The organism is Aliikangiella litoralis (assembly GCF_052495765.1).
In genome coordinates, this window is record NZ_CP199292.1 from 5,027,817 (window position 1) to 5,053,545 (window position 25,729).

Sequence of the window (25,729 nt, forward strand, 5' to 3'; positions counted from 1 at the left end):
TGTGCTATTCAAGCACAAAAACAAGCGACGTAAAAGGAGTCCCTACGATGGCTTTGTTACATTTTTTTTAATTAGTGCCTCTAAACTCTCTATACTAGAAACCTTAGATAGTGGAAATATTAGGGCATGGATACTATCGATAAAGAGATAAATTGCCCTATCTGTTTTTTCTACTCGCTGAACAATATCCCACTTATGGTTTGCCTCATAAGCTGCACCTTTAGTTTTGATTCCGTCGTCGCTAATAACGAATTTGTGTTTGGTTAAAAAAGCTCCGCCTGAAATAGGCTGACAAGCACGCTTAGCCTTAACGCCATTCAATACCATAAGTGCAAAATAAAATATCAATACAAATGCTACGATACCTGCTGTTTCCCAGCTAAAGTTGCTATCACTCTGAAAGAAACCAAAGAAAACAAATGCAACCAGAAACCAAACGATCATATTTACCCACCAACTGTCCCACCACCGCCTTGGCTCCCTAAATATTGTCTTTTCTAAATGCGATTGAAACTCTATCCAATCAGACAATTCATATTCTATTTCTAGTTCCATGTGACTCCTGAAATGTAACAGCTGATTGAATGCAGTAAATCTCATTAATATTCAAACAACCGTTTAACTGCATTTCGACTTTTTAATAATTATCAAATACTTACCTAACTTGACTGCTATGTCAACTCTTGTATTTAATAAGATTGACTGCTGTTAAATGCAAGTGCACTTTTTATTCCATTAAAAATTGAGTTAACCTAAAACAACTGAGCAAATCACTGTTTCGCGCTAATTCATCGAAGTAAAAGATGTGCCCATTTAGTATTTATAAGAAGTGGCTGTCCAGTTTTATCGGGGCGATTGAGATAAAACGGAGGGGCCAAAGCCCCTTTTTTACTAAGATTTGGCGATTTCTTTATCAATTGATTGATTTAATTCTTTCAATTTCTTGGCTCGTCTTTGAGAGTTTAACTTTGCATTTCCTTTAATAGTTTTAACTTTTTTTTCTATGTATTCTCGCATTTCTTGTCGTTCATTCATCAACTGCATTCTCCTTAATTTCTTTTAAAATCCTATAAAAATCGACTTCATTTTGCGCACCAAGTATAACGCCACCATAATCCTCGCCATTTTCTTTATTTAACTCAGCTATGGCTTTACCCAGCCCGTCATAATTACGGCCTTTCTTTTTCATCTCTTTCTTGGCTTCTTCTAATTTCTCAAGCATCTCTTCACGAGTCAGTATTTTAGTCATAGTTTTTTCACCAAATGAGTTACTTTTCCAAAATGGTTTTCATACGGTTTATACCCTTTACCACGATATAGTCTTGTGTGAGCTGGAGACACAGGATCACAAAGCCAAAGTTCACGTGAACCATTTAATTGCGCATATAAATCAGCAGCATAAAGATTTATATCTAGTATGCTATCAGATAAAACTTTATTTTTTAATGGAGAATGTTCTATAGCATGTAATTTAAGTATAAGCCTATCTCTTTCCAACATGCCATAACATAAGCTAATTAATGCACCCGCTTTTGACAATGCTAAATCAAATCGTCTAGCTCCGCCGCGAGAATGATATTGTTCGTACAAATCGAGCCAGCCCCAACTTGCTACTCTATTTTCTTTTGTCCAAATTTTTTTCCATTTGTCTGCTTCCTTAACGTCTTTATAACTAATTTCATGCGCCTTAATTCCTAATGCCGCATAGGTGCTTTCAACATCAGCAAAAATCACCTCTCTTAACTCTTCATGATATGCAGCCATTTGCCGCCATGTCAGGCTTTGATATTCAGTACTCATAATTCCCTTTGTGTGGTTGACTCAATTTTCTGACATTATACCTCACTCAATAGAGCGAAAAGAAGAAACCCAGCTAACAGAATAAGTTTTCATCGAGCCTTGAGATTAAGGGAATATTAACGAATTGACTGGCGTAGTCAGTCGGCAATCAGCGAGATTGATTAAGAAGAAAATAACAGCATATTCTATGCAGTGAACCTAATTAATATTCAAACTGCCGTTTAACGGTATTGTGTTTTTTAATCATTATCAAATACTCACCTAATTCAATCGTTATGTCAACTTAGTGTTGAATAGATTTAACAACAATAAAATCGATTTTCATTTTCCAAAACGCATAAAAAATCATACGTTAATATCCAAAATAAAAACGTTGTTTTTTCCTATTTTTTCTTAGGTTTTTATTGTGTTTTTATGATAGTATTTCTCCTGCAATCGACTGCATTCAGTCGGTCATTTTGCAAGAGCTGAAATGTTTGAATGGCATTTTTTTCTGTTTGTAAAAACAGGTACGTGAAAATAAAGTTTGAACGATTTGTCAGTTGCAAACTAAAACCATTAACTTAAAAGTTAGTTGGCCGTTAAGACGCCCTGAAGGTAGCGACAACTATCCTCCAGAGCTAGGCCACAGTCACTCCAGGAGAGTAACCATGACTTATCTTTATTATAAAGCTTTGTCGCTAACAGCGCGAGCCCAGTTTTTCAAACACCTTAGGTGTGTTTTCATTATCACTAATCTCCATGCCTTGCATTTAACTTTTTGTTTCTTAAAGAAAAAAATCATTATCTAGTCCTATTTTAACCTGTTTCAGACAGATTGTTTGATATTTGAGATATTCAAATTAAGTATTGCTGTGCCTAAAAAAGCCACCAGCAACCTTAAACAATCCGTCATAACCCAGTTTGAGAAGCTGGGTAAGTGCATGGTTAATGGGACCCAATGAATGATATCGAATGCAAAAAAAGAGTCTTCTCTTTCTGGTCAGTTGAACCTATGGCTTTTATTGGTTCATAAGCCGTATGACCAGTTTTTTAAAATCACAACTTAAAACTGTTAGCAAAAGAAACACAAAAGGAATTCAACAAATGCAATTACCACCCAATGATTTTTTTAATCAAAACTCAACAACTAATCAAACGAAAAAACAGTCACAAAAATCCATTGAACAACTGCTTATTGATGCCAGAAACTTATACGGTCTTTCCGGTGAACTCATTGGTATTTATTTACCCAACTTTAAAAACCCCCAACAACAATACCAACTGTTTTCACTCATTTGTAACTTCTTTCAAATGGAAAAACGTTTTAACTTAAAACTGATTGAAATGAATATTGATGTATTCAACTACCAATACAACACCGACATGCTATTTAACACGCCTTTAGTCAAATACGATTTAATCAGTAGTGTGAATCAGTTTTTAGAAGCGGTGCAAACTGGAAAACAACCCCTCGTTGTTCGTTCACCCAATCGAGGGCGTTACTAATGAGTCAAAAAATATTCTTTAAGCAGCAAGAAATTAAAAATATCTTATTAGAAAGCAGAGAAGTGATGGATATTACCGCCCACTTTCTATGCTCACTACTAAAGTGTCAATTTAACCACGACCAACAAAACTTACTCTATTCATTATCACTTAGCTACAACCAAATGGAGCAGCTGATTAATGATAGCCTTAAAACAAACTTTGATATTGATATGTTTGATAAAAACCATCAAACCATTTATTCCAATATTAATAAAGAATTAAAAATAAAGCTTGAACAACTGGCGGAGCAAATTAATAGCAGAGCAACAGAACAATCATTACGATGATTAAAGCGGAATAAATAAAGCCTCAATTAAATAACAAATTAATTGAGGCTTTAGTTGCTTAGTTAATAAAAGTATTCAATATTACTTTTTCACTTTTCTGCGTAACCAAACAAGTGGAAGCAACAATAAACTAAAGGCGCCCATTGAACCGCCACCTTTTTTCTTTTTAGTTTCAACTGGTGCAGGATCTTCAACATCAGTTACCGTTACTTTAACTTGTTTGTTAACTGTATCTTTTCCATCGCTAACAGCAATGTTAAAAATTAGCGCCGTTGTTTCAGTAATAGCAGGTACAGTAAAACTAGCAGAGCTGCTATCAGCACCAGTTAGCGTAACTGTTGGTCCTGAAACCTGAGTCCACGTATAAGTTAAAGCATCGTCGTTAGGATCGGTTGCCGTAACGGATAAGTTAACAGTGTTTAAACTACCGCCAACAGTATCACGTTCGTTAACCGTAATATCGGCAACAGTAAACACCGGAAGTCGATTATCACACTCAACAGAATCTCCAGCGACAACATTAGAGAAAATTCCGCTAGTAATATTGCTGAACTTAACGTTATCAATCCACCAACCAAAATCATTGGTATTAGAGTCGCTGCTGACTCTAAAACGGAACTTCACATTATTACCGTTAAGCGCAGAACCAAAACTAATGGTTTCAACTTCGCCATAAACACCGCCATTGATGTTTCTACCGCTATATACAGGCCTATTTTGTAGCGCCTGTGCAGGATTTTCTTCTAATGCCGCTGTGTTATAACCAATAGCAAAAGTACCACCAACTTGTGTTACATCAGTCCACTCACTACCGTTAATACTAATCTCAACAACACCGCCATCCCAATCAGCTTCTAATGCATAAAAGTGATAGAAACTAATTTGGAAATTACTGCCATACCCCACATTAACGTCATCGGTTTCTGCGGCAACATCAGAACTAAAACCATTGTTTCTTAAGTATAAAGTGGTTGTGCCCAAATCAATTCCACTTGATTGTGATAAGAAAGGAACATTGGCCCCAGAGTCACTTCCAACAGTTCCTTTAGCTTGCTCACCACCCGCCATAATATGCTCTTGCCAATCATTAACAATTGATGCGGTTTCCATTTTATCTTCATCAGCATTAGCAACCGGATCGCGTTTTACAAAATCCATATTAACTTGAGTCGATAAAGCATACTGAGCATCAGTAACAATTTCAGGATCGATATCAGGAAAAGAAAGCGCGATTTGTAAAACTTCAGCAGTACCAGCATCGTTTAAAGTAAACTCGATTGGAGCAAGCGTTTTATTTTCGAATACCCCCAAAGAATCGACAGTCACCACGCCACCATTGGCAAAAGTAACATCATGACCACTTAAAACAGTTAACTGGCCTGTTAAATTGGTTAGTGCGTCTGTTCCTTTATTGGTTAAAGTAAACGATACCGCTCCGGTTTCTCCTTTGTCTAAAATATTATCATTAGTACAGTAACCATAATTTGAACCTTCAAAATTGGTATCTAAATCATGGTCACTCACCATAAATGTTGCTAATTGAGTTTCGGTGGATTCAACAACACCTGAGTGGTCAGTTGAATAACGAGCAGGCGAAACAGCTCCCATTCCCATTCCTCTGCGAGCAAAAGCTTGTAAAATTAGCTGATAGTCTTCGACACTATTGGCGTAAGCAGCAGCTAAAACAGCATCTCTAGCTTCGGTATAAGTTGGTGCTATTGGCGTCATTTTATAACCAGCAACCAAGTAATCTTTCATCACACTACGCGCTTGTTCAAAGGTATACCTTTCATCATTCACTAAAGCAATAAAGCTATCCCATAACATTGATGCCCAAATTTCCCCTGAATCATGTACCTCAGCCGAAACAGAAATGTCAGCAAAAGTTGCAGGGTTAATCGTCATATCCGTTGAATAAGGATTTCTTCGAATGCCCGATCTAAAGTTAGCCACATAAGATGTTGCAGAATAGGCTGTTTGGTATTGATCATTATTCGCAACTTGTATATCACTTTCGTCCGATAATAATAATAATGAATGGAAGTCTCCCCAACCTTCTCCCATTGAACGCCCTTGATTATTAATAAGGCCTGCACTATTTCCAACTAATCGATTACTAATATAATGTCCCCATTCATGAGCAACAATACCGTTATCCCAAGAGCTGCCTTTTAACAATTTATCATTAAACATTGAAACCGTAACATCCCCACCAGTCATTGCTTGATAGATTGTTGCACCATCATTCAATGAAATTCCCATATTAGGAATAGTTACACTAGCATCACTTCCACCCATTGGGGCAGGCTCAACGGTGCCAGTATTGTTAGCGATAATTGCACCAATGGCTCCCGCATCTTGCGCATTTTTTACCTTAACGGTAAAAGCACAACCACCACGATCAATAATGGCAATGTTACCAGTCAAATCAACACCATTAGTTGCGGCTTCACAACCATCAGTTTCAGGCGCATTACCGTCATTAATTCTAACAAGCTTTCCGTTAACATCGGCAAATTGACCCGGTCCAAATGCAGAACGTCGAGTAGATGCAAGCAAACCAATATCAGTATGAGAAGTCACGGTTAAACCATAATCTTCACCATTGGTTGCATCTTTACTATCCCAAAGATACATTTGCATTCTTGGTGAAGCTCCATCAGCAGGTGTAGACATGTTGGCATTATTCATACCTGAATTATCTTGCACTTGGGCATGAAGCACATCATCTTCTTCACCGCCGCGTCCGTAGTTGCTGACTTGAGCATTACCAGAAACTTCATCAAAACCATGCCCATAAAAATCATTGTGTAGATAGTTGTTAACAAAAAACAAGTTAACGATAGCGGCTTTTCTATTGTGGAAAGAGTTTTCTAATTCTGTTGTTTTATAGGGATAATCAAAAGTTAATGGTGCCGATAAGTCAGCAGCAAAATCACCAGCAGTAAAACCATCGGGTGCAATCGCATCAACATAAGCAAAAACGTTATTACCAGAAGTGATTGTTGCATCATCAGCTAACCAAGGATCATCATTGCTAATTGGTCCATTCACTAGACTAATTAAGCTGGCATCTAAATAGGTTGCAGTATCTGGATCTGTTGCATTGGCTGCTGGAATAACATTACCATGCGGACCATCCCAAGGCGTTCCGTTTTCATCAGCATAAATTCGGTAAGAGAAAGCCTCAGCATGAGACATTAAATTATTTTTAAAATAAATTTTGTTAACGTTTGAGTCAATTACAAAACTAAAATACTCTGCATCAACAGAATTGCCAGAAGCAATTTCTAATTCAACATAATAAGCTGATTTTAGTTTTCCATTGACATCAAAATAAACTTGCTTAGCACGAGGGTTGCCTGTGATCTGTTTAGCACCTGTAGTTGAAGCGCTAAAGTATTGATAATCACCAGACTTGTTAGTCTTCTTTAGCGTTAATTTTGACTTATCTCCACCCATAGCAATAAAAGCATGAGCAACGGCATCTTCAGCAGAACCAAAACTCAAAAAAGCTAAATCTGGCGCACTAGATGAATGGCTTTTGTTTAATAATGAGGCTGTTGATTTATTCAACAAGTAACCAGAAGATGCAACTAACTGACTTTCAGCATCCATTAAAATATTAAATTCTTTATTAAAAATTTCTATGCCATTGATTTCTTGTTTAAATTTAGCAATCCGCGCTCCACGTCCAGTGTCATGAACATGCTTTAATGAAGTACTAACTAAACCTGATTTATTAGCAGATACACCGATTAGACTATTTAGGTAAAACTCAGCTGCCGCTGCGACTCTGTTTTCAGGTAATACTCCGGTCAAGTCTGGTTGTGACTGATTTTTTGAAGCCCACTGAAATGTTTTTTGCCCTAATTGTTGATCAAAATGAGATTTCATCCCGTTAATCGATTGTGACCGCTCAACAGTTTGTGCATTGGTAACTGGATGTAGCTTAGCAACAACACCATTGCTAGCGAGTGCAACCGATGCAGTAGCAGCAGAAGCAATTACCGCAGTAACTAATGAAGACACTATGTTTAATTTAAACTTATTCATCCTTATTCCTTATTAATATTTTTATTGGGTTTATTAATTATTTATCATAGCTATCAAGTTTTTAATTGATAATCATTAATAAACTTCTTGGTTGCTCAAAAGAAAAACTTATAATATTGATATGTATTGTTTATTTAACATTAACAAAAATAAGATTATTTTTGTTATATAAATGGCACACAGGTTTACTTATTGAGATAAATAATTTAAGTGCAATGTTATAATAAATAAACTTCTCCCTCGTGTATCAATCTCGCCGATATAAAAGTATTTAGTGACTCAATTATGGCTATACACAACAGGCGATTCTAACAAAAGTTTAAAAAAACACAATTCAACAATTCAATTAATTCCGCTTGTTTTGATCAAGATTAACCTAATTAAAAACTATTACTTTATAAATAATTAAAATAACACTCAATTTAATTAAAAGTTTACTGGTAATAGCGCTAGTGAATTTAAAATTTCGGTGATAAACTGTTTTTGTTATAGCTAATCGCAACCCATTTTTATTCTAAAATCGAATAGACCTATTCAAAAGAAAATTGAAATGCTTGAAATTAAAAATGCAACTCTGATACAGCTCGAATTTTTATTAGAGCTTTTTGAACAATATCGTGAGTTTTATAAAATGCCTAAAGCAAAATTAAAAAGTAAGGCTTTTTTAACTCAACGAATAAAACAAAAAGATTCTATTATTTTATTAGCATATAGTAACCAGCAAGCAGCTGGTTTTGTACAGGTTTACCCTGCTTTTTCATCGGTTGCTATGTCACCACTATGGATCCTCAATGATCTATTCGTTACCAGCGACTTTCGTCAACAAGGTATTGCTCAAAAATTACTTGAGTCCATCGAATTAAGGGCAAAAAAAGAAGGCGTATTTTCAATTAAACTAGCAACAGCAACAGACAATATTCAAGCTAAAAAACTTTATGAATCTTGCGGATATGTAATGATCGATAAGTTCGATCATTACAGTAAGCGTCTTTAAAAAAAGGATCTAATAACAGATTAAACCAATTAACAAAAAACCTGTTATTGTTCTATTGTTTTAAATTTAATCTGACTCGGGTACTTATCACTATGATAAATTCGATGCTCGGCTTTTACAAAATCTTCGGGCTTCGCTTTAAAAATATTATCTACATATTTTTGCGGATTACGATCAATAAATGGAAACATGCTACTTTGAATTTGAATTTGTAACTTATGACCGCGTTTAATGGTATGTAGAACATCATATAAATCAAACCGAACACGTGTTGGTTCGTTAGCAACAAAAGGCTCTGGTTCGCTCATGCTATTTCTAAAACGTCCACGCATAACTCCCCAGCGTACTAGTTCATGTCGGTTGCCAGTTTTTTTATCAACGGCATCACTATTCACTAGCTTACCCGGAAAAACATCAATTAGCTTAACTACAAAATCAGCATCTGATTGTGAAGTTGAGACCCATAAGTCGACATCGATCGGGCCAGCAATTGTGACATCTTGCTCTTGTACTTCTGTTTCAAACACAAGAACATCTGTTCTTCGTGCAGCAAATCTTTGATCTTCAACCATATAGGGTTTATCCCAGCCTCGACCAATACGAGTAGAGTGAGGTACAGGTTTATTCGGATCACTAACATAGTCACTGTAACTTTTTTCTTCTTTGCTATTGGCTTGTTTAACAAGCGTTTCATTAGCCCCTAAAAATAGCTGTTGTATTTTTCCTTTTTTAGGTGGCCAATGTGCAAACTTTCGCCATCGATTAGCGCCTGTTTCAAACACGGTTGCAGTCGATAAATTGGGAGCTTTCTTACCTTTCAAGTGATGATTAAAAAATGGTAACTGTATATTTTCCTGATACCAAAGACTGGTATCAAAACCAAACTGAGCTTCACCTAGTTTATCTCCACCACCTCGATTCCACTGACCATGATACCAAGGTCCCATCACTAACTTTACATTTTCACGTTTATTGCTTTTAGACATTTTTTGGTAAGTTGCTAATGGGCCATATAAATCTTCGGTGTCATACCAACCACCAACAATCAGAGTGGCAGGCTTAACTTGCTTAAAATGCTGTAACACATTGCGTGACTGCCAATACTGGTCATAATTAGGGTGCTCAACTAAATCATTCCAGAACGGTCTTTCACCTTTAAAATAAAGCTTATTAACATTTGATAACGGACCAAGCCTGCGATAAAAATCATAACCATCAGGTGTATCAAGTTTCAGTTTTTCAGGCCAAATAGCATGTGGGCCTTTTCGAGGTTTATCAAAAGTATCAAAGAAAAGGAAAGCCATCGGTAAAACAAAAGCACCATTTCGATGAAAATCATCATAAAACCAATCGGCAATTGGGGCTTGAGGAGAAATGGCTTTAAGCGCTTTATGACTATTAATAGCGGCTACAGACGAATAATAACCGGGATAAGAAGTTCCCCACATGCCAACCTTTCCATTGTTATTAGCAATATTTTTAATCAAAAAATCAATGGTGTCGTAAGTGTCTGTTGCGTCATCAGCTTGTGTAGCAGCGTTTTTGTATGCATCTTGTGGTCGCATGTTGACATATTCACCGCCAGACATAAACTTTCCGCGCACATCTTGGAAAACAAAAATATATCCCTCTTTTTCAAAACTTTCAGTAGGTCCCAAACGAGTTTTATACTGATTAACTCCATAAGGTGCCACACGATAAGGCGTTCTTTTCATAAGAATTGGATATTTGGTCGTCGTATCATAGGGCTTATAAACCGTAGTGAATAACTTAACCCCATCCCGCATGGCTATTTGGTATTCATATTTTGCATAGTGGGAACGAATATACTCCGCCCGAGCATCTTTTTTTACCTTGCCTTCTGCAATAACACCGACTGAAAATAACACCCCCAATAAAAATAGGCTCCTAGTTATTATTCTTTTCATTAAATTCCTCATAACTTCTTTGTTATATTTTATTCATTTTCTTTTTTGATAGTAGAAAGTACCAGACACTAATACCAAACATCAACAAAATAATAGGAGTAATAATCCAGTTAAGCCATAGCCAACCTTGACTAAAAATAATCATTCCTGCCAATAATGAACCTAAAACTTGAACGGTAAATATAGAAAAATCATTGATGGCTTGTGCTTTAAAACGTTCACTGTTTTTGTGAGATGCAGGTAAAAGCAAGAACCTGCGCTTTCATGATACCCGACACGAAGCCTTAACCCGTTTGTCGCGTAATTTGATATTCAGCACTCATTATTCCCTTTGTTCGGTTGATTCAAGCTTCTGATGTTCTACTGCACTTGATAGAGTGATAAGAAGAGATTCAGCTCACATATTAGAGGCATTTGAAAATTTATTGAGCATTGAGATTAAAAGGCAGCGAATAAAAACCCCGCTTTTAAGGGCGGGGGGTCGTAATTGTTATCACTATTCACAGCCGGAAGGCGTTAGCTATGCTAACGCGGATCTTGCTCTTCTAATGTCATACCACCAATGCCATTATCAAATGTGCCGTCACTATTTTCTGATGCATCTAACTTAATCATTAACCTTAAGTCGTTAGGAGAATCAGCATGGTGAAGTGCATCATCATAAGTAATATCACCCGATTTAAATAAGCGAAACAGAGATTGATCAAATGTTTGCATACCTTGCTCATTGGATTTGCCCATTAAGTCTTTAAGCAAATGCATTTCACCTTTACGAATATGATCAGAAATGAGTGGCGTATTAATTAAGACTTCAATGGCTGGCCGTCGTCCTTTGCCATCTGGCGTAGGTACTAACTGCTGAGCCACAATTGCTCTTAAGTTAAGTGATAAATCCATTAATACCTGATTATGCTTTTCTTTGGGGAAAAAATGTAAAATTCTATCTAATGCCTGATTCGCATTATTTGCATGTAAGGTACACATGCATAAGTGGCCTGTTTCAGCAAATGCGACAGCATAATCCATCGTTTCGGCGGCTCGAACCTCACCAATCAATATAACATCTGGTGCTTGTCGCAAAGTATTTTTTAATGCCGTACCAAATGACTCAGTATCAATACCAACCTCTCGTTGTGTAATAATACATTTATCGTGATTATGGACAAATTCTATAGGGTCTTCAATTGAGATAATATGTCCTGTCGTTGAACGATTTCGATAACCTATCATCGCAGCTAAAGACGTTGATTTACCTGTCCCGGTTGCACCAACAAAGATGACTAACCCACGCTTTGTCAACGAAAGCTTTTTTAATATATTTGGGAGTGTTAGTTCTTCAATAGTCGGTATTTGGGTTTCTATTCTACGTAATACCATTCCAACATGGTTTCTTTGTTGAAAAGCGCTTACACGGAACCGGCCTATACCAGCCGCGCTAATCGCAAAATTGCATTCATGAACTCTTGCAAAATCTCTTCGCTGCTCTTCATTCATTACACTTAAAACAACTTCACGAGCTTTTTCAGGACTTAATGCTCGTTGCGTTACAGGCATCACTTTTCCGTGAATTTTGATACTAGGCGGTACGCCTGCGGTAATAAAAAGATCCGACGCCTTTTTAGTGACCATCAATTTTAATAATCCTTCAAAATCCATCGTTTATTACCCCAAAAAAATCTTTAATCAATACCATTAACTAAAACTCTTCTTTATTTTTAGCTTTATCTTTTGCGTCTTGTCGACTAATTAATCCCTTGGCGAGTAGATCTTTTAAACATTGATCTAACGTCTGCATACCAACCCCTAACCCGGTTTGAATAGCACTATACATTTGTGCCACTTTATCTTCACGAATCAAGTTCCGGATCGCAGGTGTACCAATCATAATTTCATGGGCAGCAATTCGACCACCACCATTTTTCTTTAAAAGAGTCTGTGAAATAACCGCTTGCAGTGATTCTGATAACATCGAGCGGGTCATGTCCTTTTCAGCGGCGGGGAATACATCCACAATTCGGTCAATGGTTTTCGCAGCCGACGATGTATGCAGCGTACCAAATACTAAATGCCCGGTTTCAGCCGCGGTTAATGCTAAACGAATGGTTTCCAAATCACGCATCTCACCAACCAGTACAATATCTGGATCTTCACGTAGTGCAGAACGTAACGCTTCACTAAACCCTAATGTATCTCTGTGCACTTCACGCTGGTTGATTAAGCATTTTTTACTTTCATGTACAAACTCTATTGGATCTTCAATGGTTAAAATATGACCATAATGATTGTCATTAATATAATCAATCATCGCCGCCAGTGTTGTACTTTTACCAGAGCCTGTTGGTCCGGTAACCAAAACTAATCCTCGAGGATGCATACACATTTCTTTAAAAGCTTGGGGAGCCCCTAATTCTTCAAGCGTTAAAACTTGCGATGGAATTGTACGAAAAACAGCCGCCGCCCCACGGTTTTGGTTAAAGGCATTAACCCGGAATCGAGCTATTCCAGGTAGAGCAAAGGAGAAATCGGTTTCATAAAACTCTTCAAAATCTTTACGCTGTTTATCGTTCATTATGTCATAGACCAAACTATGAACCATTTTATGATCCATAGGAGGCACATTAATTCTTCGAACATCGCCGTCAACCCTTATCATTGGGGGTAATCCGGCGGACAGATGTAAATCTGATGCTTTATTTTTTACACTGAATGCAAGTAGCTCGGTGATATCCATTATATAGAATACTCCAACATTTCTTATCTTTAGATGCTAAAATACTAGCGGATCTTTTAATTGATTGATACTTTTACGTTTTTCTATTTTTCATTTAGTTTTTATTAAGTCCTCTGAGACAACATAAGCACTCAAAGTATACCTATGACTATAGCAGATCAAATCCGACAAGTTAGGCTAAATATCGAGCAATATTGTGCTAATTCTGGCCGAACACCAGAGCAAGTAAGGCTATTAGCGGTCAGTAAAACACATCCAGCCACAGCAATTCAAGACGCTTATGAGAGCGGTATCACAGAATTTGGTGAAAGCTACTTGCAAGAAGCAATTAACAAGATAGAAGCTTGCCAAAAATTAAATATTACCTGGCATTTTATAGGTCCATTGCAAAGTAATAAATCTCGCTTAGTTGCTGAACATTTCGATTGGGTTCAAAGTGTTGATAGTATCAAATTATTAAAACGTCTCAACGATCAAAGACCTGGTAATTTAAAACCTTTGCAAATATGTATTCAGGTCAATTTATTTGCAGAACCTCAAAAACGTGGAGTCACTAAAGAACAATTAACCGAATTGCTTGATATTGCTAATAAGATGCCCCATATAACGCTCAGAGGTATCATGGTGATCCCTCCAAGACGAGAATCTTACGCTGAGCAAATGTCACAATTTAAACAAGTTGCAAAATTGTATGCTCAGCTCCAACAACGTTTTCCCCAGATTGATACTTTATCGATGGGAATGAGTAATGATATGCAAGCCGCCATTGAAAATAATTCAAGCATGGTACGTGTCGGTACTGGTATTTTTGGCGCACGAGGAACCCCAAACAAATGAGTGAAACAAACAATATTTCCAATGGACAAAAAATTGCGTTTATTGGTTGTGGAAATATGGCCAATGCAATCATCTCAGGTTTAATAGCTTCTGGTTGGCCATCTAAGCAAATTATGGCGAGTAATCCAAGCAACCCCAAACTAGATAAGCTCTCCTCACAATTTAACATACAGACAACTAATAATAACTCTGAAGCAGCCGATTTCGGTGATATTGTCGTACTGGCAGTAAAACCTCAAAAATTATCACAAGTTTGCCAACAATTAGCTAAAGTTGCACTTAATGATCGATTAATTATTTCTGTAGCAGCAGGTTACAAAGCCGATAAAATGTTGAATCATTTACAACAAAATACTCCTGTTATTAGAGCGATGCCCAATACACCTGCGTTAATTCAATGCGGCGCAACAGGGCTTTTTGCCACAAAGACAGTATCAACAGAACAAAAAGCAATTGCTGAGTCTATTTTCCAGGCGGTTGGCCAGACAATATGGGTCAGTAAAGAATCAGAAATAGATATCGTTACAGCGATTGCAGGCAGTTCCCCGGCTTATATTTTCTTGATGATGCAATCAATGATTGAAGAAGCTGTTGATCAAGGAATGTCAGAAGACAACGCATTTCAATTAATTACACAAGCCGTTTCTGGCTCAGCTCAATTAGCCCAAGCTTCGCCGGATAAAACTTTAACAACCTTAAGAAAAGAAGTAACCTCTCCAGGTGGAACAACTGCGGCGGCTATTACTAGCTTAATTAATGATGACTTTATCGATATTCTTAAAAAAGCAGTTAAATCATCCATTCAGCGAGCTAAAGAGTTAGGTAATCAATAACTCATAAAATATATAAGGGTATAAACATGAATCCATTCGCACAACTTGTATCAATGCTCTTTGACATTTATGTCAGTGTGATATTAATGCGCTTTTTTCTCCAATACTTCCGTGCGGACTATTATAACCCTCTATCGCAATTTATTATTAAAATAACCGATCCTTTGGTTAAACCCTTAAGGCGTATAATACCAGGCCTTGGCGGTATTGATTTGTCAACTTTATTACTTGCCTGGTTAGTCACAGTCGCTAAGTTTCTTCTAATTTTTTTGCTCAGCGGCGGCGGTGCTTTGAGTAATCCTGTTGGTTTTATTTTGTTAACGCTAGTTGAAGTATTGAGTGCAACCATTGGGCTTTATATTTTTCTCATAATAATCCGTATTATTATCAGTTGGATTGCTACAGGTAATTACAACCCCGTATTTTTAGTCATTACTCAGTTAACAGAACCACCACTAGCCAAAATTAGACGACTATTACCACCAATGAGCGGCTTCGACTTTTCACCAATGCTGCTCTTGATCTTACTCTTTTTTATCAATAGCTCCATCAGCTACTACCTCCACCCTTTACTTCTGTAAAAATGGTTTTAATTCACTATTAAACTAAAAAGCATAAAATATAGATGCTAATTGAATATAAAGATACAACCAAAACTCACTGCGAGATATATAATTTATATATAAAGGTATTTAAAGTAAATACTCTATAATAAAGCCCAAAAAGATAGTAAGCACCAACATACTTAAATTTATATTTGTGATAAATTCACATATTCTTCTATGAAATGAAACCATTGGTTAGTCGAAATCCCCCTTTAATCTAGAAATTACACAAATAATATGATCTATATAGCGGATTTTTAACGATTTTCTGCTAGAATCGTAGCTAACTGCGGACTTTTATCATGACTTGTAGTTAATCGATATGCTTGGTACATTATTCAAACTGAATCGTGTTGTTACTATCAGGCATAAACTGGCAGGATAACTTCTATGGTTGGCTTAGCCAAAGTAAAAATGGAACATTAAACGAAAGAATTGCTTCTTATGTCACATGAATTTTCCGAAAATATAGACTCATTTGATCAATGGAAATCAGAGATCGGTAAGTCACTCAGTCGCTTCCGTCTTTGGTTAAGAAGAAATGAACTATTTAATGAAGACTTGGATAGACGCCTCTATAAACTTCAAGAATCACTGAAAAGTGAATATCTCACACTCGCTTTTGTAGGAGAGTTTTCCAGAGGTAAAACGGAGCTGATCAACTCTTTATTTTTCTCAGAATATGGACAAAGGATCCTCCCGTCAGATGCAGGGCGTACAACCATGTGTCCGACCGAATTATTCTACGATCGTAAAGAAGCAAGGCCTTATCTACGCTTGCTTCCCATAGAAACTCGATTAGAAGCAACCACACTAACAGAATTTCGTCAATTACCGAGCCAATGGACAGAAGTCCCTTTAATGACAGCCTCGGCACAGGAAATGACACATGCACTCCACACGATTACCCAAACAAAGATAGTCACTATTGAAGAAGCCATTACACTGGGCTTTAAACAAGAAATGCTTGAACAGAGTGAAGTTGATGAAACAAAAGTCGAAATACCAGCTTGGCGTCACGCGCTAGTCAGTTTTCCCCACTCTTTATTAAAACGGGGCCTATGTATTTTGGACACACCAGGGCTCAATGCTCTGGGTAGCGAACCAGAGCTCACTTTAAAGCTACTCCCTCAAGTTCAAGCGATTGTATTTTTATTAGGCGCAGATACAGGCGTTACAGCATCAGACATGGCTATTTGGGAAAATTATATTCAAACGCTTGATCGTGATAATCAATTAGGCATATTTGCAGTACTCAATAAAGTCGACACACTTTGGGATGAGCTATCTAGCCGCAAAAAAGTTGATAAAGCCGTTAAGCGTATGATTAATACAACAGCTAGACAACTTGAGATAGATGCCTCTAAAGTTATACCGGTTTCGGCACAAAAAGCACTTGTCGCTAAAGTACGCAATGATAAATCACTGTTAATTCGCAGCCAAATTACAGAACTAGAACACCTACTATCTTCTAGTTTATTAGAAAATAAAGAAAGTATTATTTGGGAATCAGTAGTTACTGAGGCTAAAAGCTTAATTGAAGAAGCACAACAACTATTAAAAAATAAAAGTGAAAAAATCTATCAACAACATAGTGAACTCACCTCACTAACAGGCGATAATAAACACCGCATTATTCAGTTAATCGATACCAATAAAAAAGACTTACAAGAATTCGAACATCGCTTGTTAGCAATCAAACCAAGCCAAAGACTTTTAGAAAGGCAAACGCAAATACTACTTTCTACAATTGGAAGTAAAGTACTATCTAAAGAAGTGGAAATTACGCTCAACGAATTAGTCAATAGTAAAACAACTGTTGGGCTTTTCCGTCATATGAAGCAATTTTTTACTGCGGTTAATACAATTATGCGAGAATTAACCAGAGAAGCTGAACTGACGAATAAAATGGCCATTTCACTTTATAATAAATTTTCAACAGATTTTGGCATGAACTTACTGGAACCAAAACTATTTCCAGCGAAGCGCTTAGGACGAGAGCTAGAGCAAATTATCAACCAGTCTAAACGCCTTAATAATAACTTATTTACTACTTTCACAGAACATAGCTTGGCAGTGAAACGCTTCTTTTCAAGTACTGTAACCGAAGTATTAGAGTTTTTTAAATCGACTCGCCAAGAAATGATTAACTGGACACAAAATGTTATTTACCCGTTAACCCAACAGTTAAAACTTCAGCAAAAATTAATTACCGATCACCAGAAAGAACTAGCTGAACTGCATAAATCACGTGCAACATTAGATGGAAAAATCAAAGCACTCAATCAATTAATTAACGAAATTGATTTAGAAAATCAAAATGCGATGGAAATTTTAAGAACATTAGAGTCCAAGAAACCCGCAAAGCAAGATACTAATATAGTTAGAATTTCGAGCGCAAACCGTTAAACGAATAAAATTATTATATTTGATAACTCGTCATTAACGGGTTATCAAAATAAGAATTAATGTCTCTCTTATTCCCCCTCTTTTGTAATCATTCAGGTTATTTCTTCTAATTAACATAAATTTATCAGAATACCATGTGATTAATATAGCAAAAAATTGACTCCCTTCTGATTGGTGGTAGAATATTTTTGTCTAATAAAGTCGTTATAAGCAGCTTCTATTAACCATACATCAACTTCATAATTTAGGTTAAACTTCAGGAATCATCAGGAATCAATTATGTCAGCTATTAGTGACTTGAAACACTTTAAAAGAGGCAGCCTATTAATTATTAGTGCCATTTTTCTCTGGTTTGCAAAGCCCTCTTTGGCCAATCAACATTCAGTTGGTGATATTACAATTCACTACAATGCACTAAGTACCTCCAATATCCCCGCTGAAGTTGCTGCACAATACGGAATTACCCGTAGTGAACGCACCGGATTAATCAATATTAGTGTAATGAAAAAGGATACCCCAATAATTGCCAATATTTTTGGTCACGGAAAGAATTTAGCTGGCCAGTTAAAAGAGCTTGCTTTTAAAGAAATTAAAGAAGATAAAGCAATATACTACATAGCCACTTTCACCTTCAGAAATTCTGAAAAATTAACTTTCGATTTGCAAATCCAAGCAGAAAAAAAAGGGCTATTACTCCCACTTCAATTTAAACAACAACTTTTCTCTAACTAACCGAATAAACGGCAGGTTATTGCAACCGCTAAATAACAAGAGTGCCATACCACCTATGTGGTACTCTTGCTATAATATAAGTACATATATTCAATACAACTAATTCAACCAATAATGCAACCAAACCAAATTATTCTTGCTAGTGGTAACCAAAAAAAACTAAAAGAACTAAGTGAAATTTTAAAGCAGTTCACTATAGAGCTTGTACCTCAATCTAATTTTGTAATCACAGAAGCCGTTGAAGATGGCTTAACATTTGTTGAAAATGCCATCAAAAAAGCGCGACACGCATGTGAGATAATCGGTAAACCAGCCATTGCTGACGACTCAGGAATAGAAGTAGATTGTTTAGGTGGCTCTCCTGGTATTTATTCTGCTCGCTTTGCCGGAGAGCATGCAACAGATAGCGAGAACTTAAATAAATTAATCACTAATATAAAGGCAACCAATGAAATAAAGCCCAATGCTCGCTATCAATGTGTTATCGTTTATATGCGTCATGCCAAAGATCCAACCCCATTAATTACTCAAGCAAGCTGGGAAGGGGTATTGTTAGAGCAGCCGTTAGGAAACGGGGGTTTTGGTTACGACCCAATATTTTACTGCCCATCAGCGCAAAAAACAGCAGCCCAAATGACAATGGAAGAAAAAGCTCAACTAAGCCACCGAGGAAAAGCGCTTGCTCTTTTCCAGCAAGCATTTCAACAGCGTTATATCAATAATTCAATATGACTATTACTTCTCTTCCACCTCTTTCACTTTATATTCATACCCCTTGGTGTGTACAAAAATGTCCCTATTGTGACTTTAATTCACACCAGTTAAAGACAACAATCCCAGAACAAGAATATATTGATAGATTACTATTTGATCTCGAACAAGAACTACCCGAGATTTGGGGACGAAGCCTTAACAGTATATTCATTGGAGGTGGAACACCAAGTTTGTTCAGTGGAAAAAGCTATGAGCGGTTACTCAGTGGGATTAGAGCTTTGCTCCCTTTTCATGCTGATATGGAAATAACAATGGAAGCAAATCCGGGAACAGTTGAAGCAGATAAATTTAATGAGTTTTATCAAGCAGGCATTAATCGGATCTCAATTGGCGTACAAAGTTTTAATAATCAATTCCTAAAAGTTTTAGGGCGTATTCATGACGGCAGCGAAGCGAGTCGCGCTTATCAAATAGCGAGAGAGGCGGGCTTTAAAAATATTAATTTAGATTTAATGTATGCTTTACCCCAACAAACAGTACAGCAAGCACTCAATGATTTAAAAATGGCTATTGAGCTTGCTCCAGAACACCTATCATGGTATCAGCTTACCCTAGAACCCAACACACTATTTTATCATCAACCTCCGCCTTTACCTGATGATGAATTAACTTGTGACATGGCTGAACAAGGCATCGAACTCTTAACAAAGCATGAATACCAACAGTACGAAGTTTCAGCTTACAGCTCTGCTGGTCACTATCCATCAACACATAATCTCAATTATTGGCAGTTTGGTGACTACCTTGGTATAGGCGCAGGTGCACATGGAAAAATCACTCGCGCAGACACACAAACAATTACACGGAAAAGTAAAAAACGTAACCCTAAAGACTATTTAGATACTAACAAAGCAGTTATTGATAAGCAGCAACAAATATTAAAAGAAGAACTTCCTTTAGAATTTATGATGAACGCCATGCGTTTAAAAGATGGTGTGCCAACCGCTTTATTTTTTCAGACCACAGGCCTACTAATATCACAAATAGAAAACGCGTTAACCGAAGCAGAAAAACAAGGCTTATTAACTAAAGATCATGATTATATTCGCCCAACAGAACAAGGTTACCGCTTTTTAAATGAACTCTTAACTTTTTTTATGCCGGAAAATATTTTTATCAACTCTAATCAAGATACAATAAAAATAAAACGACTAGACTAATTTCAAGTTTTAATCTTATTCAGTAATAGAACAATAAAGCTAAATAAAAGTAGTACCAAGGGCAAAATTTATGAATAAACTTTTAATTTTTACATTACTATTGCTCATGTCATTCTCATCGTTTTCAGCTGAGTCGAAAAAATGGAATGAGACAATAAAGAGAGTGACAGACTCAGTCGTTAGTATTCAAGTTAATGTAGTGAGAACTTTTGATACTGAAAACAGTTACTCAACACAAGCAACCGGTTTTGTTGTAGATGCTAAGCGAGGTATTATTTTAACTAACCGACATGTTGTCAACCCAGGTCCAATTACCGCAGAGGCAATTTTTTCTAATAATGAAGAAATTGAGTTACGCCCAATCTATCGAGATCCAGTCCATGACTTTGGATTTTTTCAATATAATCCCAAAGACTTAAAATTTATTCAGCCAAAGTCTCTAAAGCTAACGACAACAATGAGAAGCAAAAAGCCGAGCCAAGCTTGAAGACTTTACCAATATCAAAAATATGCTCTTAGAGCTTGTTCCCGGCTCAAGAGATATAAACGAGGCGTCAAACCACAGGGAATTACATCTAGTCACAAAAACGGAAGCAGAGGAAAAATACAGCTATGACCGCATTAAGATCAGTTCCAGCACCTATAAAATGAATCGCGGTACTGTGACACTCGATTTATCACTAGATGATACGGTCAGACTGGCAAGTTTTGTTAATCAACTCGATTGCTTTAAATAAAAAAATCGCGCTCGTGCTTTGGCGAGAGCGACATAAAAAAATTAATTTAGTTTATCAACTTCACTACGATCATGAGGATAAATAGTAGCAAGATCAGTCGTTATGTAAAGACCAGTCAAGCCAGCATTCTCAATTACTTCTTTGACCGCTTCTTGACAATAGAGGCGATAGTAAACATCATACTCAGTACGAAAAATATTGTATTCCTTTGTATCTTCTTCAATAAAACCAAGGTTTGTAATTTCATCCCATTCATTTTTCATTGTAATTTTCAGATCAACATCAACTACGCGTAATGGAATAAAAAAGTAGCCTATTTTATTTTCATAAGTGACAGACAAAAATTCTCCATCATTTTTAATCAAAGGCTCTAAAACATCATACGCCTTGTCAGTTAAAAATAAACGTCCTTCTCGGACAGACAGGTCTGGTATAGATAATTTTTCCTGAGATTTTTCTGTAGGCGAAAAATCAAAAATGAGTGGTTCATTGATAATGCCTTTATATGACTGAGGTATACTTGACATATCAATGCGCTTGTCAATATTGCCTTCACTAAGCGCACCAAAAATATTATTTATCTGAGCCTCATTGTAAGTGAACTCTCGGTAATTATAGGCACTGATTAAATTGTAAATCACTATATCACCTTCCGGTTTTAGGCATTACATCTGGAGGAACAGAGCCGCTTTGTAATTGAGATCTTAGCATTCTAAGTTTCAATAATAGCTGCTCAGTAGTTTTTATCATATTAGGTCTAATATGGTTTGAAAGCCATCGATAATAACCTCCATGATGTATTCTTCTATGTGGTACACCATTACGAAGATAATTCGGCATATATTTTCTATCATCCCAATCTTTTGGTAGCCAGCACCCGTTATGGGGGTCATCAATGCGAACTTTTAGCCACGCCATTAGAGCGCGTATTTGGAATGTTCTTTGATGTCCGCCTGATACGATTGCGTGACAGTCACAATGTGAAGACGGGCGCGGATCTCCTGCACGAACCATATGACGAGCCAAGCGTGCTGAACGGTGTTTTTCTGATTTAATCTGTTCTTCTGACATTTTCATGGCTTGCATTCGATACTTATCAAGCCTGTCGTACATTTCGCCTCGAACACCAACAGCAGCGAAATCTGCAATTGTTGGTTTATCTATTTTTGCAAAATCAGCAAGTAATCTTGCGACATGAGTATGTTCTTCTCTGATATGTGGGTACACGTCCTACTGTCCTTAACAATGTGAGTGAGAAGCTGCATTATCCCTTAACAGAAATATGAAAATCAAGGCTGTGAAATGAATAAATCATTAACTTTATTCCATGTCATCCAAAACCCTTTCCAGTGTCTTTTCATGAACACTGAAAGATTCAGCCACTCTCACGATAGAAGAATAAAAATCAGATTCTAAAATCCGTCTGGCTTCTTCAATATCGGCTTTACTAAACTTTTTCGGGCGGCCCAGTGTTTTGCCTCTGCGTTTGGCGGCTTCTAATCCTTCTTTGGTACGACGACTTAAAATTTCTCTCTCCCAAGTCGCCAAAGCCGCCGCTAGTGTATAAAGAAATTTTCCATCCGGGGTCGTAATATCAAAATTCTGCGATAGCGAAACAAAACGGATATTATTTTGATTGAGTTTTTCAAGCTCAGTCAGTGCATCAATGGTTGGCCGAAACGCTCGATCAAGCGAAGAGACTACAAAAGTATCATTGGGTTGAAGCTGCCCAATTACAGCATCATAAACAGGATATTTTTTCTTAACGGAAGATACACCATCCTCAATAAAAACCTCATCGCAAAATTCTTGCAATTGATTGACTTGCCGAGCCGCGAGTTGCTTATCAGTTGATGTGCGAATATAGCCTAATTTTTCATACCACATCAATATTGGCCTACTCAGCGAGTTTTCTGGGATAGAAACGGCTGGAAAAATGAGTTAATACAATAAAGCGTCTCCCCATTGAGGCTAACTTCTTATTATCTCTCACTTCATCGAGTTATCACATACAAGAATAACTCGATGACGGCAAAAATAGCTAACAACTCATATAGTTGGCTACACGTATAGAAGTTCTAATCACTTATTGTAAATCAATAACTTTGAGTCTACTCTTTATAATAACCAATTGATAGTTAACTGATAATTATGACGAACTCAAGTGTATTACAAAAAATCAAAAACATGCACACTAAATACAATACGGGCAACTTTAATGAAGCTAAAAAATTAGCGAATAAAATATTAAAGAAAGAGCCAGATAATATTCATGCCCAAAATATATTAAGTAGAATATATCTATCTAATAACCAACTGGATAAGGCTGAAACGCTACTCTCTATTTTACTCGAAAAACATCCAAGCTCAGCAGAAATAAACTACACTCAAGCACTTCTTTACTTAAAGAAAAATCAGCATGCCTTTGCCATACCTTTATTAGAAAATGTTATCTCTCAAGATTCAGCTAATATAGAAGCTATAGCTCAGCTAGCTAATAGTTATCGTCAAACTGGACATTACCAAAAAGCCATTCCTCTGTACAATGTTTTAATTAACGCTCAGTATAAGGGGAATATTAAAATTAATTTATTTGACTGCCTCAGATCAACATTACCGAAAAGATACACCACCAATCAAGAAAATGACATGCTCTGTTACTTATCTTTTAATGAAGTCAATCATAATGATTTATCTAGCTATGTTTCAACACTTTTAAAACAAAAATATGATCTAGTTGAAGGAAAAAAAGAAATTGAATTCGATCAAATAGCTCAAGATCAACTGCTTAAAACAGCACTACATAAAATCACGTTATCTGATGAATACTTAGAAATGTTTTTAACTGGAATAAGACGAGCATTACTCAATGAAATGATGAATAGCTCTAATATTAAGATAGAATATATTGATCTCGTTATTAGTATTGCTGCTCAACAATTTATTAACGAATATACCTATATTGAAGATCAAGAAGAAGAAGCCTCAATTTATCAACTCATTATATTTTTAAATACATTACTTGAAAATAATGAATGTCATATAGACTCTTTGCTAGCTCCGGTTATATTAATTGCTATGTATCGCCCACTTTATTCACTTGAAGCAGCAAAAAAAATATCTCAAATCTCAATTGAAACTTGGCCAGAAATAGTAAGACCTTTAATTAGGCAAAATATTATTGAGCCACACAAGGAGGATATGCTTGGCCAGTCAATCGCACATTTAGCTTCAATTCAAAATAATATTTCCATTGAAGTAAAGCAGCAATATGAAGATAACCCTTACCCTAAATGGCAAACAGCAAGTTATGTAAAATCAAATACATATATTAGAGATATGCAATATGTATTATCTCAATATACTCCACCAAAACAACTCGATAAAAACAATATTAATATACTTGTTGCCGGTTGTGGTACAGGCAAACAAGTCATAGAGCTGGCAAAAACCTATCCTAAAAGTAAAATACTGGCAGTTGACTTAAGTATTAAAAGTTTAGCTTATGCTAAAAGAAAAGCTGAAGAATACCAAATTAGCAACGTGGAGTTTTTAAATGCAGATATACTTGATTTGCCGCAAATCAAGCGCCAGTTTGATGTTATTGAGTGTATCGGCGTACTTCATCATATGGCATCTCCTTTAGATGGCTGGCAAATATTAAAAGATTTGCTGCTACCTCACGGGGTAATGAAAATAGGCCTTTATAGTAAATTAGCTCGTCAACCAATTATTGAAGCTAAAAAAATCATTCAAATAAAAAACTTAGAAACAACCACTAAAAATATTAAGCTTTTTAGAAAACACGCTATGTTGGGAGAGTACGGCGAAAATATTAAATCATTAGCTTGCCACTCACTTGATTTTTATAGTGTGAGTGGCTGTCGTGATCTATTTTTTCATACTCAAGAGCATCATTTTACCTGCAATAAAATTGCACAATCCTTAGCGGAGTTAAATCTGGAATTTCTCGGCTTTGCCATGTTACCCCCTGAAATTGTGACCAGTTATCTATCAAAAACACCTGATCATACGAACAAGAGAGACTTATCGGTTTGGGCTGAGGCTGAAAAAGAAAATCCTAAAGCTTTTTCAAGAATGTACCACTTTTGGTGCCAATTAAAAACAGATGTGTAGCCTCAATATCATTAGTTAATAGCAAACAACGACTCAAATAGTATGACGTATTAATCAACAATAATGTCGTAAAATTTAACAACAAATTATCCCTTCAATTAACAACGAATGCTACAGTCAAGCCGTTGTTTTTTCATTGTTATGATAAGAAAAAAAGCACATACAATAATTAAAAGACG

Annotated in this window: 24 protein-coding genes; 12 read left to right on the forward strand and 12 right to left on the reverse strand. The window is 36.4% G+C overall.

Annotated elements, in window-relative coordinates:
- Positions 1 to 42: 42 nt before the first annotated feature.
- From ACT5E3_RS20980 to ACT5E3_RS20995, 4 genes are all read right to left on the reverse strand, one after another.
- Positions 43 to 555 (reverse strand): YcxB family protein, encoded by a 513-nt coding sequence (locus ACT5E3_RS20980; RefSeq protein WP_444995517.1) that lies wholly within the window; start codon positions 553 to 555, stop codon positions 43 to 45.
- 336 nt (positions 556 to 891) lie between these two features.
- Positions 892 to 1,035 (reverse strand): hypothetical protein, encoded by a 144-nt coding sequence (locus tag ACT5E3_RS20985; RefSeq protein WP_444995518.1) that lies wholly within the window; start codon positions 1,033 to 1,035, stop codon positions 892 to 894.
- Complete coding sequence (locus tag ACT5E3_RS20990) at positions 1,028 to 1,249, reverse strand: hypothetical protein (protein ID WP_444995519.1); 222 nt, start codon at positions 1,247 to 1,249, stop codon at positions 1,028 to 1,030. Before ACT5E3_RS20990 ends, ACT5E3_RS20985 begins: the two co-directional genes overlap by 8 nt.
- Positions 1,246 to 1,800 carry a hypothetical protein gene (locus ACT5E3_RS20995; protein WP_444995520.1) on the reverse strand — a complete coding sequence of 185 codons (555 nt, stop codon included), beginning with the start codon at positions 1,798 to 1,800 and terminating at the stop codon, positions 1,246 to 1,248. The genes ACT5E3_RS20990 and ACT5E3_RS20995 overlap by 4 nt, the downstream gene beginning before the upstream one ends.
- 1,086 nt (positions 1,801 to 2,886) lie before the next feature.
- Here ACT5E3_RS20995 and ACT5E3_RS21000 point away from each other — a divergent pair.
- Positions 2,887 to 3,288 (forward strand): hypothetical protein, encoded by a 402-nt coding sequence (locus tag ACT5E3_RS21000; protein ID WP_444995521.1) that lies wholly within the window; start codon positions 2,887 to 2,889, stop codon positions 3,286 to 3,288.
- A complete protein-coding gene (locus ACT5E3_RS21005) occupies positions 3,288 to 3,617 on the forward strand; it encodes a hypothetical protein (protein WP_444995522.1) in 330 nt (109 codons plus the stop codon). Before ACT5E3_RS21000 ends, ACT5E3_RS21005 begins: the two co-directional genes overlap by 1 nt.
- A gap of 81 nt (positions 3,618 to 3,698) precedes the next feature.
- Here ACT5E3_RS21005 and ACT5E3_RS21010 read toward each other — a convergent pair whose 3' ends face one another.
- A complete protein-coding gene (locus ACT5E3_RS21010) occupies positions 3,699 to 7,673 on the reverse strand; it encodes a rhombosortase-dependent M36 family metallopeptidase (RefSeq protein WP_444995523.1) in 3,975 nt (1,324 codons plus the stop codon).
- Between the two features lie 550 nt (positions 7,674 to 8,223).
- On the opposite strand from ACT5E3_RS21010, the gene ACT5E3_RS21015 reads away from it, so the two are divergent.
- Positions 8,224 to 8,667 carry a GNAT family N-acetyltransferase gene (locus ACT5E3_RS21015; protein ID WP_444995524.1) on the forward strand — a complete coding sequence of 148 codons (444 nt, stop codon included), beginning with the start codon at positions 8,224 to 8,226 and terminating at the stop codon, positions 8,665 to 8,667.
- Between the two features lie 44 nt (positions 8,668 to 8,711).
- Here the strand turns inward: ACT5E3_RS21015 and ACT5E3_RS21020 are convergent, their stop codons facing one another.
- The 4 genes from ACT5E3_RS21020 to ACT5E3_RS21035 all read right to left on the reverse strand — a co-directional run bounded on the left by ACT5E3_RS21020 (position 8,712) and on the right by ACT5E3_RS21035 (position 13,326).
- Complete coding sequence (locus ACT5E3_RS21020) at positions 8,712 to 10,595, reverse strand: CocE/NonD family hydrolase (RefSeq protein ID WP_444995525.1); 1,884 nt, start codon at positions 10,593 to 10,595, stop codon at positions 8,712 to 8,714.
- A 22-nt stretch (positions 10,596 to 10,617) separates the two neighbouring features.
- Positions 10,618 to 10,845, reverse strand: coding sequence for a hypothetical protein (locus ACT5E3_RS21025; RefSeq protein WP_444995526.1), 228 nt, complete (start codon positions 10,843 to 10,845; stop codon positions 10,618 to 10,620).
- Positions 10,846 to 11,120: 275 nt separating this feature from the next.
- Positions 11,121 to 12,251: a PilT/PilU family type 4a pilus ATPase gene (locus ACT5E3_RS21030; RefSeq protein ID WP_444995527.1), complete on the reverse strand. Its 1,131-nt coding sequence runs from the start codon at positions 12,249 to 12,251 to the stop codon at positions 11,121 to 11,123.
- Positions 12,252 to 12,291: 40 nt separating this feature from the next.
- Complete coding sequence (locus ACT5E3_RS21035; protein ID WP_444995528.1) at positions 12,292 to 13,326, reverse strand: type IV pilus twitching motility protein PilT; 1,035 nt, start codon at positions 13,324 to 13,326, stop codon at positions 12,292 to 12,294.
- A 144-nt stretch (positions 13,327 to 13,470) separates the two neighbouring features.
- On the opposite strand from ACT5E3_RS21035, the gene ACT5E3_RS21040 reads away from it, so the two are divergent.
- The 8 genes from ACT5E3_RS21040 to ACT5E3_RS21075 all read left to right on the forward strand — a co-directional run bounded on the left by ACT5E3_RS21040 (position 13,471) and on the right by ACT5E3_RS21075 (position 21,163).
- Positions 13,471 to 14,163, forward strand: coding sequence for a YggS family pyridoxal phosphate-dependent enzyme (locus tag ACT5E3_RS21040; RefSeq protein WP_444995529.1), 693 nt, complete (start codon positions 13,471 to 13,473; stop codon positions 14,161 to 14,163).
- Entirely contained in the window at positions 14,160 to 14,996 is an 837-nt protein-coding gene (gene proC, locus ACT5E3_RS21045; protein WP_444995530.1) for a pyrroline-5-carboxylate reductase, read from the forward strand. The genes ACT5E3_RS21040 and proC overlap by 4 nt, the downstream gene beginning before the upstream one ends.
- Positions 14,997 to 15,022: 26 nt before the next feature.
- Positions 15,023 to 15,577, forward strand: coding sequence for a YggT family protein (locus tag ACT5E3_RS21050; RefSeq protein WP_444995531.1), 555 nt, complete (start codon positions 15,023 to 15,025; stop codon positions 15,575 to 15,577).
- A gap of 468 nt (positions 15,578 to 16,045) precedes the next feature.
- Positions 16,046 to 18,010: a dynamin family protein gene (locus ACT5E3_RS21055; protein ID WP_444995532.1), complete on the forward strand. Its 1,965-nt coding sequence runs from the start codon at positions 16,046 to 16,048 to the stop codon at positions 18,008 to 18,010.
- A gap of 279 nt (positions 18,011 to 18,289) precedes the next feature.
- Complete coding sequence (locus ACT5E3_RS21060; RefSeq protein WP_444995533.1) at positions 18,290 to 18,742, forward strand: DUF4426 domain-containing protein; 453 nt, start codon at positions 18,290 to 18,292, stop codon at positions 18,740 to 18,742.
- 114 nt (positions 18,743 to 18,856) lie between these two features.
- Positions 18,857 to 19,474: an RdgB/HAM1 family non-canonical purine NTP pyrophosphatase gene (gene rdgB / locus ACT5E3_RS21065; protein ID WP_444995534.1), complete on the forward strand. Its 618-nt coding sequence runs from the start codon at positions 18,857 to 18,859 to the stop codon at positions 19,472 to 19,474.
- The gene (gene hemW / locus ACT5E3_RS21070; RefSeq protein WP_444995535.1) at positions 19,471 to 20,676 is read left to right on the forward strand and encodes a radical SAM family heme chaperone HemW; all 1,206 of its coding nucleotides are present in this window, start codon (positions 19,471 to 19,473) and stop codon (positions 20,674 to 20,676) included. Before rdgB ends, hemW begins: the two co-directional genes overlap by 4 nt.
- 70 nt (positions 20,677 to 20,746) lie before the next feature.
- Positions 20,747 to 21,163: a S1 family peptidase gene (locus ACT5E3_RS21075; RefSeq protein WP_444995536.1), complete on the forward strand. Its 417-nt coding sequence runs from the start codon at positions 20,747 to 20,749 to the stop codon at positions 21,161 to 21,163.
- A 291-nt stretch (positions 21,164 to 21,454) separates the two neighbouring features.
- On the opposite strand, the gene ACT5E3_RS21080 is transcribed toward ACT5E3_RS21075, so the two are convergent.
- From ACT5E3_RS21080 to ACT5E3_RS21090, 3 genes are all read right to left on the reverse strand, one after another.
- The gene (locus tag ACT5E3_RS21080) at positions 21,455 to 22,054 is read right to left on the reverse strand and encodes a hypothetical protein (RefSeq protein ID WP_444995537.1); all 600 of its coding nucleotides are present in this window, start codon (positions 22,052 to 22,054) and stop codon (positions 21,455 to 21,457) included.
- 4 nt (positions 22,055 to 22,058) lie between these two features.
- A complete protein-coding gene (locus ACT5E3_RS21085) occupies positions 22,059 to 22,640 on the reverse strand; it encodes an AHH domain-containing protein (protein WP_444995538.1) in 582 nt (193 codons plus the stop codon).
- Between the two features lie 93 nt (positions 22,641 to 22,733).
- Complete coding sequence (locus ACT5E3_RS21090; RefSeq protein WP_444995539.1) at positions 22,734 to 23,300, reverse strand: recombinase family protein; 567 nt, start codon at positions 23,298 to 23,300, stop codon at positions 22,734 to 22,736.
- 264 nt (positions 23,301 to 23,564) lie between these two features.
- On the opposite strand from ACT5E3_RS21090, the gene ACT5E3_RS21095 reads away from it, so the two are divergent.
- The gene (locus tag ACT5E3_RS21095) at positions 23,565 to 25,550 is read left to right on the forward strand and encodes a methyltransferase domain-containing protein (RefSeq protein ID WP_444995540.1); all 1,986 of its coding nucleotides are present in this window, start codon (positions 23,565 to 23,567) and stop codon (positions 25,548 to 25,550) included.
- Positions 25,551 to 25,729 lie beyond the last annotated feature (179 nt).